At 72.2% G+C, this 16,184-nt stretch carries 13 protein-coding genes; all 13 read right to left on the bottom strand.

Annotation, left to right across the window (positions count from 1 at the left end):
- Positions 1–1,029: an N-acetyl-gamma-glutamyl-phosphate reductase gene (gene argC, locus A6A08_RS13710; protein ID WP_073702986.1), complete on the bottom strand. Its 1,029-nt coding sequence runs from the start codon at positions 1,027–1,029 to the stop codon at positions 1–3.
- A gap of 130 nt (positions 1,030–1,159) precedes the next feature.
- Positions 1,160–2,608, bottom strand: coding sequence for an FAD-binding oxidoreductase (locus A6A08_RS13705; RefSeq protein ID WP_073702985.1), 1,449 nt, complete (start codon positions 2,606–2,608; stop codon positions 1,160–1,162).
- A 170-nt stretch (positions 2,609–2,778) separates the two neighbouring features.
- Positions 2,779–3,267, bottom strand: coding sequence for a MarR family winged helix-turn-helix transcriptional regulator (locus A6A08_RS13700; protein ID WP_073702984.1), 489 nt, complete (start codon positions 3,265–3,267; stop codon positions 2,779–2,781).
- A gap of 229 nt (positions 3,268–3,496) precedes the next feature.
- A complete protein-coding gene (locus tag A6A08_RS13695; protein WP_073702983.1) occupies positions 3,497–4,723 on the bottom strand; it encodes an aspartate aminotransferase family protein in 1,227 nt (408 codons plus the stop codon).
- Between the two features lie 458 nt (positions 4,724–5,181).
- A complete protein-coding gene (gene pheT, locus A6A08_RS13690; protein ID WP_073702982.1) occupies positions 5,182–7,668 on the bottom strand; it encodes a phenylalanine--tRNA ligase subunit beta in 2,487 nt (828 codons plus the stop codon).
- A complete protein-coding gene (gene pheS / locus A6A08_RS13685) occupies positions 7,668–8,786 on the bottom strand; it encodes a phenylalanine--tRNA ligase subunit alpha (protein WP_073702981.1) in 1,119 nt (372 codons plus the stop codon). The genes pheT and pheS overlap by 1 nt, the downstream gene beginning before the upstream one ends.
- A gap of 188 nt (positions 8,787–8,974) precedes the next feature.
- Positions 8,975–10,207, bottom strand: a complete 1,233-nt coding sequence (locus A6A08_RS13680) for a HAMP domain-containing sensor histidine kinase (RefSeq protein ID WP_073702980.1) — start codon at positions 10,205–10,207, stop codon at positions 8,975–8,977.
- A 532-nt stretch (positions 10,208–10,739) separates the two neighbouring features.
- Positions 10,740–11,582 (bottom strand): RNA methyltransferase, encoded by an 843-nt coding sequence (locus A6A08_RS13675; protein WP_073702979.1) that lies wholly within the window; start codon positions 11,580–11,582, stop codon positions 10,740–10,742.
- Positions 11,583–11,606: 24 nt separating this feature from the next.
- A complete protein-coding gene (gene rplT, locus A6A08_RS13670; RefSeq protein WP_073702978.1) occupies positions 11,607–11,978 on the bottom strand; it encodes a 50S ribosomal protein L20 in 372 nt (123 codons plus the stop codon).
- 164 nt (positions 11,979–12,142) lie between these two features.
- Positions 12,143–12,337 (bottom strand): 50S ribosomal protein L35, encoded by a 195-nt coding sequence (gene rpmI, locus A6A08_RS13665; protein ID WP_073702977.1) that lies wholly within the window; start codon positions 12,335–12,337, stop codon positions 12,143–12,145.
- A 175-nt stretch (positions 12,338–12,512) separates the two neighbouring features.
- The gene (gene infC, locus A6A08_RS13660; protein WP_274534038.1) at positions 12,513–13,079 is read right to left on the bottom strand and encodes a translation initiation factor IF-3; all 567 of its coding nucleotides are present in this window, start codon (positions 13,077–13,079) and stop codon (positions 12,513–12,515) included.
- A 439-nt stretch (positions 13,080–13,518) separates the two neighbouring features.
- Entirely contained in the window at positions 13,519–14,346 is an 828-nt protein-coding gene (locus A6A08_RS13655; RefSeq protein ID WP_073702976.1) for a shikimate dehydrogenase, read from the bottom strand.
- A partial coding sequence (gene mltG, locus A6A08_RS13650) for an endolytic transglycosylase MltG (RefSeq protein WP_143181759.1) occupies positions 14,346–16,184 on the bottom strand: 1,839 nt, incomplete at its 5' end. The genes A6A08_RS13655 and mltG, both read right to left, overlap by 1 nt.

The following is a 16,184-nucleotide window of genomic DNA, read 5'->3' as shown; positions in this document are numbered from 1 at the left end:
CTAGGGTGCGACCGCGGCGAGCGGCAGACCGGTGTCCTCGGGCAGGCCGAGGGCGATGTTGGTGCTCTGGACGGCACCGCCCGCGGTGCCCTTGGTGAGGTTGTCCAGGGCGGCGACGGCGACCATGCGGCCCGCGTCGGGGTCGACGGTGACCTGCACGAGGGTGGTGTTGGCGGCCAGTGTCATGGCGGTGCTGGGCCAGGTGCCCTCGGGGAGCAGGTGGACGAAGGGCTCGTCGGCGTAGGTGGCCTGGTAGGCGGCGCGGACCTGGTCGGCGGTGGTGCCGGGCCTGAGGGGCGCGGTGCAGGTGGCGAGGATGCCGCGGGGCAGCGGGGCCAGGACCGGGGTGAAGGACAGCCTGACCGGCTCACCGGTGACCGAGGTGAGGTTCTGGACGATCTCGGGGTTGTGCCGGTGGGTGCCGCCGACGCCGTAGGGGCTCAGGGCGCCCATGACCTCGCTGCCGATGAGGTTGGGCTTGGGTGCCCTGCCCGCGCCGGAGGTGCCGGTGACGGCGACGACCGTCAGGTCGGGCTCGACGAGCTGTTCGGCCAGGCCGGGCAGCAGGGCCAGGGTGGCGACGGTGACATGGCATCCGGGGACCGCGACCCGGCGGGCCCCGGCGAGTCGTTCGCGCTGTCCGGGGAGTTCGGGCAGACCATAGGGCCAGGTTCCGGCGTGCGGGGTGCCGTAGAAGCGTTCCCATGCGGCGGCGTCGTTGAGCCTGAAGTCGGCGCCGCAGTCGACCACGAGGGTGTCGTCGCCGAGCTGCTGGGCGATGTCGGCGGACTGGCCGTGCGGCAGGGCGAGGTAGACGACGTCGTGGCCGCGCAGCTCCTCGATGCTGGTGGACGCCAGGATCCGGTCGGCCAGCGGCAGCAGGTGCGGCTGGTGCTGGATCAGGGGCGTCCCGGCGTTGCTCCCGGCGGTGACCGCGCCGATGGTGATCTCGGGGTGGTCCAGGAGCAGCCGCAGCAGCTCGCCTCCCGCGTAGCCGCTGGCTCCGGCGATGGCCGCTGTGTGTCCCATGGTGATGCCCCCTGATCAAAGCTGACTGGACCATCATGCATGACCATGCAAATTTATGCAAGCAGATACGGGGCCCCGGCCGCCGCGGACGGGACCTCCCCGCGTGCGCGCCCGGCCGCCCGAGGGGACCTCAGCGGCCCGCGATGCGGGTGGCGATCCCGGCGAAGCGGGAGGTGTGGGCCTTGTCCTCGGTGCGGGACTCGCGGCGGTCGGCGGTGCGGTACAGCCCGTAGATGACCTGGGTGCCCACCCAGCGCAGGGGCTCGGGCTCCCAGCTGCGGATCTGGTGGCCGACCCAGGGCAGGCGGGTCAGGTCGGTCTCGCGGCGCAGGATCAGGTCGCGCAGGGTGCGCCCGGCCAGGTTGCTGGTGGCCACGCCGCTGCCCACGTAGCCGCCCGCCCAGCCCAGGCCGGTCTCGGCGTCCATGTGCACGGCCGGGCACCAGTCGCGCGGCACCCCGAGCACACCGGACCAGGCGTGCTCGACCGGCACCTCGGCCACGTCGGGGAACATGCGGGTGAGCGCACGCCACAACCCGGCGATGACCTGCGGCTGGGTGGCGCCGTCCTGGTCCTGGGCGGAGCCGAAGCGGTAGGGGACCCCCCGTCCGCCGATGGCGATGCGGTCGTCGGCGGTGCGCTGGGCGTAGACGTAGGAGTGGGCGGTGTCGCCCAGGACCTCGCGGCCCTCCCAGCCGATCTTCTCCCACAGCTCGGCCGGGAGCGGCTCGGTGGCGATCATCGAGGAGTTCATCGGCAGCCAGTCGCGGCGCTGGCCGCGCAGTGTGGAGGTGAACCCCTCGGTGGCGCGCACGACGTGGTCGGCGTAGACGGTGCCGTGCTCGGTGACGACCGCCGGGCGCGCCGTCGCGCTGCGGGGGCGGATCTCCTCCACGGCGGTGCCCTCGAAGATCATCACGCCCAGGTCCTCCACCACCCGGGCCAGGCCGGTGACCAGCTTGGCGGGGTGCACGCGCGCGGCGTGCGGGGAGTAGGCGGAGGCGACCGCGCCGGACACCGACAGCCGGGGCTCGTGGTCGCCCTCCACCATGTGGATGTCGTCGGGCCAGTAGCCCCACTCCTGGAGGTACTCGATGTCCTCGACCAGGCGCTCGCGCTGGGCGGCGTTGGTGGCCACCAGGCGCATGCCGCCGCGGACGATGTCGGCGTCGATGCCCTCGGCCTCGGCCACCGAGGCGACCTCGGTGACGGTGTCCATCATCGCCCGCTGCAGGGCGACCATCGCGGCCTTGCCGTGTGACTGCGCGTAGCGCTCGCGCGATCCCGCGAACTCGGCCGACAGCCACCCTCCGTTGCGGCCGGAGGCGCCGAACCCGGCGAACTCGCGCTCGACCACGGCCACCCGCAGGTCCGGCTGCTCCTTCTTGAGGTAGTAGGCGGTCCACAGGCCGGTGTACCCGGCCCCGACCACGCAGACGTCGTAGTCGGCGGTGCCGGGCAGGGAGGCGCGGCGTTCGGGAAGCCCGGTCTCCCGGAACCAGAAGGACACGGATCCGTTGGAAAAACGTGAGGACCGGGGAATCGTCCTCATCTGCGCGGCAGTGGTGAACAATCCCATCTTTCCCCCCGAAACCTGTGTGCTCACGGTCCACCCCGCACGGGACCCACGAACTCCCGCCAACTTACACGGGAACGACGGTTTGTGGGATGTTTTCCGTGCCTTCTCAGGCGGTGGAGCCCCGCAGGAGAGCGGATTCGGCTACCCACAGTTCCAGGCCGGGTGCACTGTCAGCAGCAGGAGCTGTCACGGAGGGTGCGCGCGATGTCGGCGAGCCTCCGGACGCCGTCGCCGCCGAGCGGACCCAGGACGTACTCGCGCAGCCGCTCGACGTGCTTGGTACGCGCCTTCCCGATGAAGTCCAGGCCCTTGTCGGTGAGCACCGCGTAGACGACGCGGCGGTCGGAGGCGCAGTTCTCCCGCTCCAGGTAGCCCTCGCTCTCCAGGCGGTCCGCGAGTTTGGTGAACCCGCCCGTGCTCAGGCTGACCTCGCGGGCCAGGCGGCTCATGGGCAGCCGGTGGCCGGGAGTGCGCTGCAGGCGTATGAGCACCTCGAACCAGGGCCCGGCCATGTCCTTGCCGTCGGGGGTGATACCGCCCAGGAGCCTGGGCTGGACGGTGTTCATCGCCTCGTGGACCAGCCCCCACGCGGTGATGAGGTCGTCGTCGCTCGGTTCGGTTCCCGCGCCCGTCGCGGTTCCGGTCTGCTGTGTGCTCATGCCCGCTTCCTGTCCCTCCCGGGGCGGACGCCGGCGCGCATCTCACCCACAAGAAATATCTTCCCAGTAAATTTTACTCGACAGCGGACGTTTCGCCCAGGGTTTTTACCGCGGACACGTCACACCCGGCGCGTGTGGTCACGCGCCGGGTCAGCACACCGGTATGGGACTGGACGGATACCTTCCATGGGGCCCCGCCGCCCCCTCGGGACACGGCGGGGCCCCATGGTCAGTGACGGGCCGCGACCGCGTCCAGCGCGGCCGCCAGGGTGGAGACCAGGTGGTCGATCTGCTCCCAGGTGATGATCAGGGGGGGCGAGACGAGCAGCGCCGTGGGAATCGGCCGCAGGATCGCCCCGCGGGCCCGCGCCTCGGCGAACACCTCCGCCGTGGTGATCCCCCGGCCGACGAGGGCCTCCTCCGTGAGTTCCACCGCGCCCATCACCCCCAGGCCCGAGCGGACCTCGGCCACCAGCGGGTGGTCGGCCAGGCCGCGCAGCGCGCCGTCCAGGTGGCGCTCGACCTCCAGTGACACCGTGAACAGGTCCTCGCGCTCCAGGATGTCCAGGTTGGCCATCGCCGCCGCGCAGGCCGTCGGGTGCCCGGCGTAGGTGGTCCCGTGCATGAACGGATTGCCCTCGCCGTTGTAGAAGGGGTCCGCCACCCTCCCGCCGACCACGACGCCGCCCAGCGGCAGGTACCCGCTGGAGACGCCCTTGGCGAAGACGATCATGTCCGGTTCGACCCCGAAGCGCTCGATCCCGAACCAGTTGCCCATCCGCGCGAAACCGCAGATGACGCTGTCGACGACGAACAGCACGCCGTACTTGCGACAGATCCGCGAGACCTCGGCGAAGTAGCCCTCCGGCGGCAGGAACACCCCGCCCGCGCCGACCACCGGCTCGGCGAAGAAGGCCGCGACCCGCTCGGGGCCCACCCGGAGGATCTCGGCCTCCAGGGCCTCGGCCGAGTCGTGGGGCACCACCGAGGTGTCCTCGAGAAGCTTGCCGTAACCGCTGCGGAACCGGTCCATGCCGGAGATGCTCGTTCCGAAGCCGTGCAGGCCGTGGTAGCCGCCCGTGCGGCTGATCAGGTGCGTGCGGCCGGGCTGGCCGGTGACCGCCCAGTACCGGCGCGCGAGCTTGGCGGCGGTGTCGATGGACTCTCCCCCGCCGCAGGTCAGGATCACCCGCGGGTCGGTGACGGGCGCGTGCGCGGCCAGGCGCTCGCTGAGCTCCGCCGCGGGCCGGTTGGTGAAGTCACCGTAGACGGTGTAGGCGTCCAGGGTGCTGATCTGCCGGTGGACCGCGTCAGCGATCTCGGCACGCCCGTGCCCGACGTTGCAGTACCAGAGACTGGCGGTGCCGTCCAGGTAGCGATCGCCGGAGTCGTCCCAGAGCCACACGCCCTCGGCCCTGGCCACCGTGAACTCCGGGCCCCTGGCCACGGTGTTCATATCGCAGAAGGTGTGCCAGAGGCGGCTTGGCTCCCGGTGCTCCCGGGGAACGAGTGCGGACGAGACAACCGTTTCGGTCATATGGCGACCTCCGAGCCGTGTCATGCGCGCGAGCGCAACGGAAAACTCAGGTTGATCCGGCCTGCACACGGGCGCCCGATGGTGGCAGGTGATTGAAGGCTAATCTGGCGGACCGCTCCGCAGCAAGAGACAAAACGACGATTCATGCCCTGAAACCCAAACTTCATGCGGGCTACCCTTCGGGGTGAACGCCAAAACCCTTGCTGGCCTGGAGAAACACGCCGAAAAAAATCCGGAATCCAGGTGTACCGAGCGGAGGTTTCGGCAACACGCGAGACGTCGCGGCCGTTCCTTCCGGCCCGTTCTCCCCCGCCCGGAAAAGCGGTCGGCCCCGCCCGGGCCCGGTCACGGGCTCAGGCGGGGCCGACTCACGCGTCTCAGCCGCGCAGGACCGCTCCCGTACGCTCGGCGGCCGCGGCGACGGCCGCGTCGCGCGCGGCGACCGCCTCCTCCGCGGTCAGCGTCCGGTCCCCGGCCCGGAAGCGCAGGGCGAAGGCCACCGACTTGCGGCCCTCCCCGACCTGCTCCCCGGTGTAGACGTCGAACAGGCGCACGCTCTCCAGCAGTTCGCCGGCGCCCTCGGCCAGGGCCTCGCTGACCCGGCCCGCCGGCACCGAGGAGTCCACGACCAGGGCCACGTCCTGGGTGGCCACCGGGTAGGCGGACACCTCCGGAGCGGTGACGGGGGTGCGGGCCCTCTCGATCCGGTCGAGGTCGACCTCCACCGCCGCCGTGCGCTCGGGCAGCCCGAACGCCTTGACGGTGCGCGGGTGCAGCTCACCGGCGTGCCCCACCAGCAGGCGCTCGCCGTCCGCGCGCACGTACAGCGCGGCGCAGCGGCCCGGGTGCCACGGGGCGTGCTGGTCGGCCTCGACCTCCAGTTCGGTTCCGGCCACACGGGCGATGTCGCGGGCCGCCTGGACGGCGTCGGCCCAGGTGGCCTCCCGGCCCGGGCCCCACCATCCCGCGTGCTCGACGAGCCCGGAGAGCACCGCGCCCACCCGGCGCGGCTGCTCCGGCAGGGCGGCGTCGATCCGGGCCAGCTCCTCGGCACCGGGGCCGCGGTCCACCGGCAGCATCGGGGCCCTGGGGGCCCCCGGCCTGGGCCGGTAGACCAGGCCCATCTCGTACAGGGCCACATCGGTGAAGCCGCGTCCCACGTTGCGGACCAGGGCCTTGAACAGGCCCGGCAGCAGCGTGGTGCGCAGCAGCGGCTCGCCCTCGTTGAGCGGGTTGGCCAGGCGCAGCGCGTTCCTGCGGTCGTCGTCCGCCTCCAGCTGGAGCCCGTCGAGGTCGCGCTCACCGGCGAACGGGTAGTTCAGCACCTCGTGGAAGCCGGTGTCGGCCAGGGTGCGGCCCACCGCGCGGCGCAGGCGCTGGCTCGCGGTCAGGCCCCGGCCCGAGGCGAGCGGGCGGATCGAGGGGATGTTCTCGTATCCCTCGAACCGGATGACCTCCTCGGCGAGGTCGTTGGGGTCGGTGATGTCGGGCCGCCAGGTGGGCGGGGTGACCCTCAGCAGGTCCCCGTCGGCCTCCACGGCGCAGCCGATGGCGCGCAGCCACTTCTCCGTGGTGCCCTCGGGGTAGTCCACACCGGCGACGGAGCCCGCGTGCGAGGCCCTCACCTCGATCGGCTCGCGGGGCGGGGTCCGGTCCAGGTGGGTGTAGGCGGTCTCGACGGTGGCGCCGCCCAGTTCCGCGAGCAGCTCGACCGCGCGGGTGGCGGCGGCCAGCTGCAGGGCGGAGTCCACACCGCGCTCGAAGCGGCGGGAGGACTCCGAGGACAGCTGGTGGCGGCGCGAGGCGCGGGCGATGTGCATGGCGTCGAAGTGCGCGGCCTCGATCAGCACCTCGGTGCTGGTCAGGGAGATCTCCGTGCTCAGGCCGCCCATGACGCCCGCGATGTTGACCGGGCCGCTGTCGTCGGCGATGACGATGTCGTCGGTGTCCAGGGAGCGCTGGACGTGGTCCAGGGTCTCCAGCTTCTCCCCCGCCTCGGCGGCGCGCACCCGCAGGGGCCCCCGGAGCCGGGCGCGGTCCCAGGCGTGCAGCGGCTGGCCGAGTTCGAGCATCACGTAGTTGGTGACGTCCACGGCCAGGGAGAGCGGACGCACACCGCTCTGGTGCAGGCGGCGCTTCATCCACAGCGGGCTCGGCGCGTCGGGGTCGAACCCGGTGGCGCCGCGCAGGACGTAGCGGTCGCACAGTGCCGGGTCGATCTCCGCGTCCTGGCCCCCGCCGACGGGCTCCGCCACGGCGATGTCGGCCGGGTCGCGGAACCCGACCCCGTACAGCGCGGCCGCGTCGCGGGCCACGCCGCGCAGGGACAGCGCGTAGCCGCGGTCGGGGGTGACGGCGATGTCGAGGACGTCCTCGCGCAGGCCGAGCGGGCCGATGGCGTCCTCGCCCACCTCACCGAAGCCCTCGGGCAGGACGACGATGCCGGTGTGGTCCTCCCACAGGCCCAGCTCGGTGGCCGAGCAGATCATGCCCGCCGACATCCTGCCGTAGGTCTTGCGGGCACCGATCCGGAAGCCTCCGGGCAGCTCGGCGCCGGGCAGGCAGACCACGACCAGGTCTCCCTCGGCGAAGTTGCGGGCGCCGCAGACGATCTCCTGCGGCTCGCCGGTGCCGTTGGCCCGGCCCACGTCCACACGGCAGAAGCGAATGGGCTTCTTGAACCCCGTGAGCTCCTCGATGGAGAGCACGCGGCCGTAGACGACGGGGCCGCTGATGTCGGAGCCGAGCTCGTCGACGGTCTCGACCTCCAGACCCGCCAGGGTGAGGCGGCCGGCGAGGTCGCGGGCGGTGACGTCGGCCGGCAGGTCGACGTACTCCCGGAGCCAGGTAAGGGGGACGCGCATCAGTTCTCACTCCCGAACGCCGAGGTGAAGCGGATGTCGCCCTCGACCATGTCGTGCATGTCGCGCACGCCGTGCGCGAACATCAGTGTCCGTTCGATTCCCAGGCCGAAGGCCCAGCCGGTGTAGACCTCGGGGTCCACGCCCGCGGCGGTGAGCACGCGCGGGTTGACCACGCCGCAGCCGCCGATCTCGATCCAGCCCTCGCTGGAGCAGGTGCGGCAGGCCGCGTCGGGGTTGCCCACGGAGGCGCCCCGGCACACGAAGCACTCCATGTCCACCTCGGCGGACGGCTCGGTGAACGGGAAGTAGGAGGCCCGGAACCGGGTCCGCAGCCCCTCACCGAAGACGCCCTCCACGTAGGCGTCGATGGCACCGCGCAGGTGGGCCAGGGTGACTCCCCTGTCCACGACCAGGCCCTCCAGCTGGTGGAAGACCGGGCTGTGGGTGGCGTCGAGCTCGTCGGTGCGGAAGGTCTTGCCGGGCGCGACCACGTACACCGGCAGCTCCCGGGAGAGCAGCGCACGGACCTGGACCGGCGAGGTGTGGGTGCGCATGACCAGACCGGACTCACCGCCGTCGGGGCCCTCCACGAAGAAGGTGTCCTGCATGGTGCGTGCGGGGTGGTCGGGCTGGAAGTTGAGGGCGTCGAAGTTGAACCACTCGGCCTCGACCTCGGGGCCCTCCGCGATCTCGAAGCCCATGCCGACGAAGATGTCGGCCACGCGCTCGGCGACGGTGGTCAGCGGGTGGCGGGCACCGCGCGGGGCGCGGTCCCAGGGCAGGGTGACGTCGACCCGCTCCTCGATGAGGACACGCTCGTCGCGCTCGGCCTCCAGAACGGCCTGGCGGGCCTTGAGTGCCTGGCCGACGTCGCGCCGGGCACCGCCCACGCGCTTGCCCGCGTCGGCCTTGGCGGCCGGGGGCAGGGCGCCGATCTCCCGGTTGGCCAGGGCCAGCGGGGAGCGGTCCGAGGCGTGCGCGAGGCGGACCTCCTTGAGTTCGGCGAGGTCGGTGGCGGCCTCGATGGCGGCCAGGGCCTCCTCGCGCATGCGGGCGACCTCGTCGGGGTGCAGAGGGGTCACCTCGACCGGGTCGAAGGAATTGTTCGGTGCAGACATGGTTGGTTGCCTCGCCGCCGGAGTCCCCGACCAGGACGGGGGAACAGGCGGCAGTCACGGTCCGCGGCGGGGCGGACGAAGCCGACAGGGAAAGCAGGCGGATTGCGGGCATGCCCGGGACAAGGGTCCGTTGCGGGACCGGGAGCACGCCGTGGCGCCCACCGGGGAGGCTGGAGTGTCCGAAGTCTTCAGACGAACTCGGGCGTCCCGGCGGGCATGGTAAATCGGAACTCGGCGCCGCCGCTGGGGGCGCGTCCGACGGTGATCGTGCCGCCGTGGGCCTCGACGAGGCCCTTGACGATGAACAGTCCGAGGCCGGTCCCGCTCCGGCGCTTGCTGCGCCAGAACTGGCGGAAGACGCGCGGAATGGTCTCGGGCGCTATGCCCTGGCCTTCGTCGCGCACCGACACCGCTGCTCCTCCTTCACACGGCTCGATCACGATACTGACAGTACCAGCGCCGTGCCGCACGCCGTTTTCCACCAGGTTCAACAGGATCTGCTCGATCTTGTCGGGGTCCAGCCACATGCGCGGCAGCTCACCGCGGGCCTCGACGCGGAAGCGCTCCTCCGGCTCGCCGGAGGCCACGCGCCCGGCCACGACCCTGCGCACGGCCTCGGGCAGGTCGACGATCTGGCGACGCACCTCCAGGCGGCCGGACTCGATGCGCGAGACGTCGAGCAGGTCGTGGATGAGGCGGGTGACGCGGTCCGCGTCGGCGTTGACCGTCTCCAGCATGAACAGCTTCTGCTTGTCGGTGAGCCGCTCCCACTTGGTGAGCAGGGTGGAGGTGAAGCCCTTGACGCTGGTCAGGGGCGAGCGCAGCTCATGGGCCACCTGGGAGACCAGGTCGGCGCGGGTGCGCTCGGCGCGCGCGGAGGCGTCCCGGAGGGTGACGACCAGGCGGACGAGTTCGCCGCCGGGCCGGGCGCGCACGTAGCGCGCGGCGACGAGGATCTCGCGGTCGTCGGGCAGCAGGAGGGCGCGCTCGGGCTGGCGGACGCGGTCGCGGGCACCGCCGTAGGGGTTGCTGGCCTCCCACCAGTCGTTGCCGTCTATGCCCAGCAGAGGCAGGACGGAGCGGTAGTCGCGACCCAGGGCCGACTCGACGGGGATGCCGATGAGCTGGGCGGCCTGGGCGTTGAAGAGCACGACCCGGCCGCGCGCGTCGGCCACCACCACACCGTCGGGCAGGTCGTCCGGGTGCAGGGGGCCGGTGCCGGCGAAGGAGCCGTCGACCTCCTGAAGGACCGCCGTGGCCTGGGCGCCGGAGCGGTCGGCGGCACCGGGTTCGCGGTCGTCCTCGGCCTCGGGAGGAGTGTCGGTGGACGGGCCCGCGCCCTTGCGTGAGGCGTCCGGGGGGTGTGCGGTCCCCTCACCCGAGTCCTCCGCCGGGTGGTCCACCTGCCGGCCGCTGCCCACGCCTCTCCCCGCTCCCCTTGAAGGTCCACGACCACAGGCTCCTGGGCCGAGGACCGCTGACCGGTGGTCAACCCCGTGGGCACCACCGCAGGTTGTCTACCCTGCACTTCCACCTGGTACGCCTTGCGGCCCGGGATCGGGCGTCCGGCGGGAGAAGAGCGTACAAGCCCTCTCCAGGAGGTCCGCCACCCGGCAAGGGCGGGACCGCCGGTCCGAGCGTCTCGCGCGTACTCACGCGGTGTCGTCAATCCTGCCGGACGCTCCGGGCCGGCACGGCGTCGCACCCGCGACCCGGGTGGGCACGCCGGATCCCACGCGTGACGCGCATGGGCCCCTCCGCGGTCCCCCTTCCGCCGACCCTATCGGCACTCAGGCCCCGTGCACGTGCACTTTGGGCGGACGGACGCGGGAACCACGCACGCGTGTCCGGGTCGCGGCACTCACGAGGGGGCGGACCGACCACGACACGATGGTCACACAGTGCAACCACGCGAGGTCTGACCTGGGGTGATCCGGGATCGTCCGGGCCCGCTCAGGAACGTCGCTGCTGTCGTGCGGTGGTGTACAGGCACACGGCGGCGGCCGTGGCCAGATTCAGGCTTTCGGCCCCGCCGTAGATCGGGACGCTGACCGCGCCATCGGTCAGCGCGACGACCTCCTCGGGCAGGCCCCAGGCCTCGTTGCCGAACACCCAGCCGACGGGGCCGTCCAGGTCGCCGCCGTCGGCGACGCCGTGCAGGTCGCGGGAACCGCTGCCGTCGGCGGCCCACACCCGCGCGCCCGCCCCGCGCAGGAAGTCGACGGCGCGCGCCACGGGGACGCCCACGACCACGGGCAGGTGGAACAGGCTTCCGGCCGAGGCCCGCACACACTTGCCGTTGTAGGGGTCGACGGAGGCGTCGGTGAAGATCACCGCGTCGGCACCGGCCGCGTCGGCGGTGCGCAGGACCGTGCCCGCGTTGCCCGGGTCGCGGACGTGGGAGAGCACGGCCACCAGGCGGACGTCGCCGAGGCGCTCCAGGGGGACGTCGACGAACTCGCAGACCGCGATGACCCCCTGGGGGGTGACGGTCTGGGCCAGCTCCGACATCACGTCCAGGCTGACCCTGTGGGTGGGCACGTCCGCCGCGCGGGCGGCGTCCACCAGGTCGATGTGGCGCTGCATGGCCTCCGCCGTGGCGTAGACCTCGACAACGCCGGGGGCGGCCCCGCGGGGCCGCCCGTCACCACCGCTCGCGGCGGTCAGCGCCTCCCGCACCGCCTGCGGCCCCTCTGCGAGGAAGCGCCGCTCGCGCTGACGGAAGGTGCGTTTGGCGAGCCGCCGAACCCCCTTGATCCTGGGTGAGCGGATACTCGTGAACTCGTGGCTCGCCATCGCTACTCGCCGATCTTTCCAGCCCTAGGCCGCGGCCTCGGCGGGGAGGGCCTTCTTGGCCGTCTCCACCAGGCTCGCGAAGGCGGCGTCGTCCTTGACCGCCAGCTCGGCGAGCATACGGCGGTCGACCTCGATGCCGGCCAGCTTCAGGCCCTGCATGAAGCGGTTGTAGGTCAGGCCGTGGGCCCTGGAGGCCGCGTTGATGCGCTGGATCCACAGGCGACGGAACTGCCCCTTGCGGTCCTTGCGGTCCCGGTAGGAGTAGGTCATCGAGTGGAGCATCTGCTCCTTGGCCTTGCGGTACAGGCGCGAACGCTGACCGCGGTAGCCGCTCGCCCGGTCGAGGACGACCTTGCGCTTCTTCTTGGCGTTGAGAGCCCGCTTCACGCGTGCCACTGGAACTCCCTCGTTGTCTCTTCCGGCGCGCACGGCGCGCCGACCGGTCCGGCTCGGACGCATCCGGCGGCCGTGTTGCTTCGTGTGGTTCCCTCCCGGGGGCCGTCACCGCGCCGACTGGTCCGGCACGCGGGCGCTCCCGGGGAGGGGGAGGGTCCTCGGAACTACCTGCCGAGCAGCTTGCGCATGCTCTTGGTGTCCGCGGGAGAGAGCACCGACTCGTTGCTCAGCTTGCGCTTGCGCTTGGAGGTCTTGTGCTCAAGGATGTGGTTCTTGTTGGCACGGCGGCGCATGATCTTGCCGGAGCCGGTGACCTTGAAGCGGTCCTTGGCCCCACTGTGGGTCTTGTTCTTCGGCATGTCGCCGCGTCTCCTACTCCGTCGGCGTGCCACCCGTCACGGACGGATGACACGGTTCTTCCGCTGCTTTGCAGGGGACCCCTGCGCGCCGGTGTGACGCATCCGGACCGTGCGAGCACAGCCCACCCACCACCCGGTGCCTTCCCGGCGACCGGGCGGTGGGGACTTCCCGTCGCTAGGCGCCCGAGCGCTGCTCGCGGCGGGACTTGTCCTCCGCCGCCGCGCGGGCCTCGGCCTTGTGGTCGGACCGCCGCTTGTGCGGGCCGATCACCATGACCATGTTGCGGCCGTCCTGCTTGGGCTGCGACTCCACGGTGCCAAGGTCCTGGACGTCCTCGGCCAGCCGCGCCAGCAGTCGGCGGCCCAGTTCGGGCCGGGACTGCTCACGGCCGCGGAACATGATCGTCACCTTGACCTTGTCCCCGCTCTTGAGGAACCGCACCACGTGACCCTTCTTGGTCTCGTAGTCGTGCGGATCGATCTTCGGGCGGAGCTTGATCTCCTTGATGATCGTGTTCGACTGGTTCTTGCGCGACTCGCGGGCCTTGACCGCGGACTCGTACTTGAACTTGCCGTAGTCCATCAGCTTGGCGACCGGCGGGCGCGCGGTCGGAGCGACCTCGACGAGGTCGAGGTCGGACTCCTGGGCCAGACGCAGTGCGTCCTGCACGGAGACGATTCCGACCTGCTCACCATTGGGTCCGACGAGACGGACCTCGGGCACCCGGATGCGGTCATTGATGCGGGGCTCGGCGCTGATGGGACCCCTCCCTAGCTTTCTCGGATTACCTGGAATCGGCCGTCCGCCAGATGGTGGACGGCTCTGCTGGCCGGGCCGTCCTCGTCCGTCGGACCGCCCGGCCTCGTCGGGGTCCGCACACAGCAAGAACCCCGCCAGCGTGTGCAAGCGGGGTGATCCGAACGGTATTCCCGGCGGGAGCGGGCACACGGGCCGGGTACCCCGGACACGGGTACCCGGTGAAGAGAGCGTGCCACGCTCGGTTCGCCGGACCGGAACCTACGCGGGCCATGCCCGGCAGGTGGGAGGATCATCTCCGCTTGCGGCTCCGGTGTGGGACACACCGGAACAAGTCGATACCTCATCGTATCAGGAGTCGGAACCCCTTCGGCCCACCGTTCCAGCGCACCCGCGGGCCGGGTGTTGCGGGACGCCGTCCGGCTCAGGCGTGTACCGCCCGGCGGGCCAGCTCCGCCTCACCCGCCCCGCGCATGGCCTCCACCGGCACGTCCTCGATCCCGGTCATCAGCCGGACCTGCTCGACGGCCTGGTGGAGGAGCATCGGGAAGCCGCCGACCACGCGTCCGCCGCGCGCGGCGACGGCCGCGGCGGCACGGGTGGGCCAGGGCGAGTAGACGACGTCGAACAGGTCGGCGCGCGAGGCGGCGAGCCGGTCGGCGTGGTGGTCGGCCGCGCCCGAGGGCAGGGAGGAGACCACCAGGTCCACGTCCAGGTGCTCGTCCAGCTCCGAGAGCGGCGCGACCCTGAGCGGGTGGCCGAGCCTCCGGGCTGCCGCGGCCACCTCCCCGGTGCGGCTGGTGTCGCGGGCCAGCACGGTGACCGGTGAGGTCAGGCCGAGCCGGCGCAGCGCGGCGAGGGCGGAGGCCGCGGTGGCCCCGGCTCCCAGGATGACCGCGCCGCGCGGAGCTCCCGCCCCGGCCTCGGTCAGGGCCTCGGCGATCCCGGCGACGTCGGTGTTGGCGCCCTCCCACGCACCACCCCTGCGGACGAGGGTGTTGGCGCCGCCCACCTGCCTGGCCAGGTCGGTGACCGTGTCGGCCAGCTCCAGGGCACGGCGCTTGAGCGGCATGGTCAGGGACAGTCCGGCCCACTCGTCATCGAGTCCGGCGAGGAGGGGCGCGAGGTCCTCCTCACCGCACTCGTGCATGCCGTAGGACCAGTCCGTCAGGCCCATCGCCGTGTAGGCGGCGGTGTGCAGGACCGGTGAGAGCGAGTGGGCCACCGGTGAGCCCAGTACGGCGGCGCGCACTAGTCCCCCGCCCAGTTCTCCTGGAACTCCTCCTTGAGGCGGAGGAACTCCTGGTAGTCGCCGGTGAACTTGGTGACGCCGTTCTCCGGGTCGGTGGCGACGAAGTACAGCCAGTCCCCCTCGGCGGGCTCCAGGGCCGCCTCCATGGCCTCCCGCCCGGGCGCGACGTAGGGGCCGGGGATGAGACCGTTCTTGTGGTAGGTGTCGAACCCGCTGGTGTCCTCCTCGCACTTCTTGAGCTGCTCGCCGTTGAGCGCGATGCCGTACTCGCCGATGGCGTAGAAACAGGTGCTGTCCATCTGCAGGGCCATGTCGATGTCCAGGCGGTTGTGGACCACCCGGGCGATCTTCGGCATGTCCTCGGCCTTACCGCTCTCGGCCTGGACGATGGAGGCGATCGCCATGATCTCGTTGGCGTCGTAGCCGAGTGCGGCCGCCTCTCCCTGCAGGTCGATCTCCTCGGCGACCTGGCGGTGCCGGGTCACCATGGTCTTGAGCACCGACAGCGCCTCCGCGTTCGGGTCGAACTGGTAGGTGTCCGGGAACAGGTAGCCCTCGGGGCCCTCGGTGGCGTACTCGGGCAGACCGAGCTCGCCGGTCCGGGCATAGGCCTCGTTGAGCTCCTCCTCGGACAGGTTGGTGCCCTCGGCCAGTTCCGCGATGATCTCCTCCGCGCGCAGCCCCTCCCGGATGGTGACGCGTCCGCCCACCCGGTTGGCGGGGTCGAGCAGCGCGGCCACGGCGGCCTCGGCGCTCATGCCCTGGGCCAGGGAGTAGGTACCGGGGACGAGCCCGTCGCCGCGCTCCTCCTCGGGGACCGCCTCCAGGGCGTTGGTGAACGCGCGCACGCTGGCCACCACGCCCTTGTCGGTGAGGTTGGAGGCGATGGCGGTGCCGCTCTGGCCCTCCTCGATGACGAAGACGACCTCGCCGCTGCCCTGTCCCTCGTAGTCGGCCGGGAAGACGTAGGTGCGCATGACGCCGTAGCCACCGCCCGCGATCACGAGGATGAGGACCAGCGCCAGCAGGATCATCATGCCCCTGCCGCCCCCGCGGCGGCGGTTCCTGCCGCCCTTACCCGCCTTGGCGCGCGCCCGCTTGAGCTCCTTGGCCTTCCTGCGGCTGCTGCGGCCGCCACCGTAGGCCGCGGCGATGTCGGCGAGGGCGGGTTCCTCGTACTCGTCCTCCTCCGGCTCCTCCTCCGGTTCCCCGAGATCCTCGGGCTCCGCGCGCCGGCCCCGCCTGCGACGGCTGCCGCGGCGGCTCCGGGGCTCCTCCTCGGCCTCGGCCGCGCGCCTGCGGCGCGCACGGCGGCCACGGGGCTCGGGTTCGGGCTCCTCCTCCGGGGCCTCCGAGGCGAACGCGCCGGTGTCGGGCCCCTGGTCGGGAGAGGGCGCACCCGTGTCACGGAACGCGCCGGTGTCGCGGAACGCACCATCGGCGAACTCGTCGTCGTCACGGAACGCGCCGGTCTCCGCGGGCGCGTCCCCGGCGCGGTCGGCACGCGCACGGCGGGCACGGCGGCCCGGGGGCTCGCTGACCGCGGCGAACGCGCCGGTGTCGGCGGAGCTGTTCAGACCGGGAAAGGTTCCCGAGTCGAAGAAGCCGCTGTCCTCGGGGGCGTCGGCCAGGAAACCGCCGGTGGCCTCCTCCTCGCGCCGCGAGCGCTTGCGGCGGCCGCGACGGCCCTGGGGCTGCTCGTCCGCGGGCGGGGCCGCGGACTCGGCGGGGACGTCGTCCACCGGGGCGCCGCGCCTGCGGCGGCCGCCGCCGCGGCGGCCCGTGGGCGCCTTCTCGTCTTTGCGGCCCCTGCCGCGGGGCTCGGGCTCGGGTTCGGG

This window comes from Nocardiopsis sp. TSRI0078 (assembly GCF_001905145.1).
Lineage (GTDB): Bacteria > Actinomycetota > Actinomycetes > Streptosporangiales > Streptosporangiaceae > Nocardiopsis.
The sequence above is the reverse complement of the archived record's forward strand: the minus strand, read 5'-3'. Positions and strand labels throughout refer to the sequence as shown.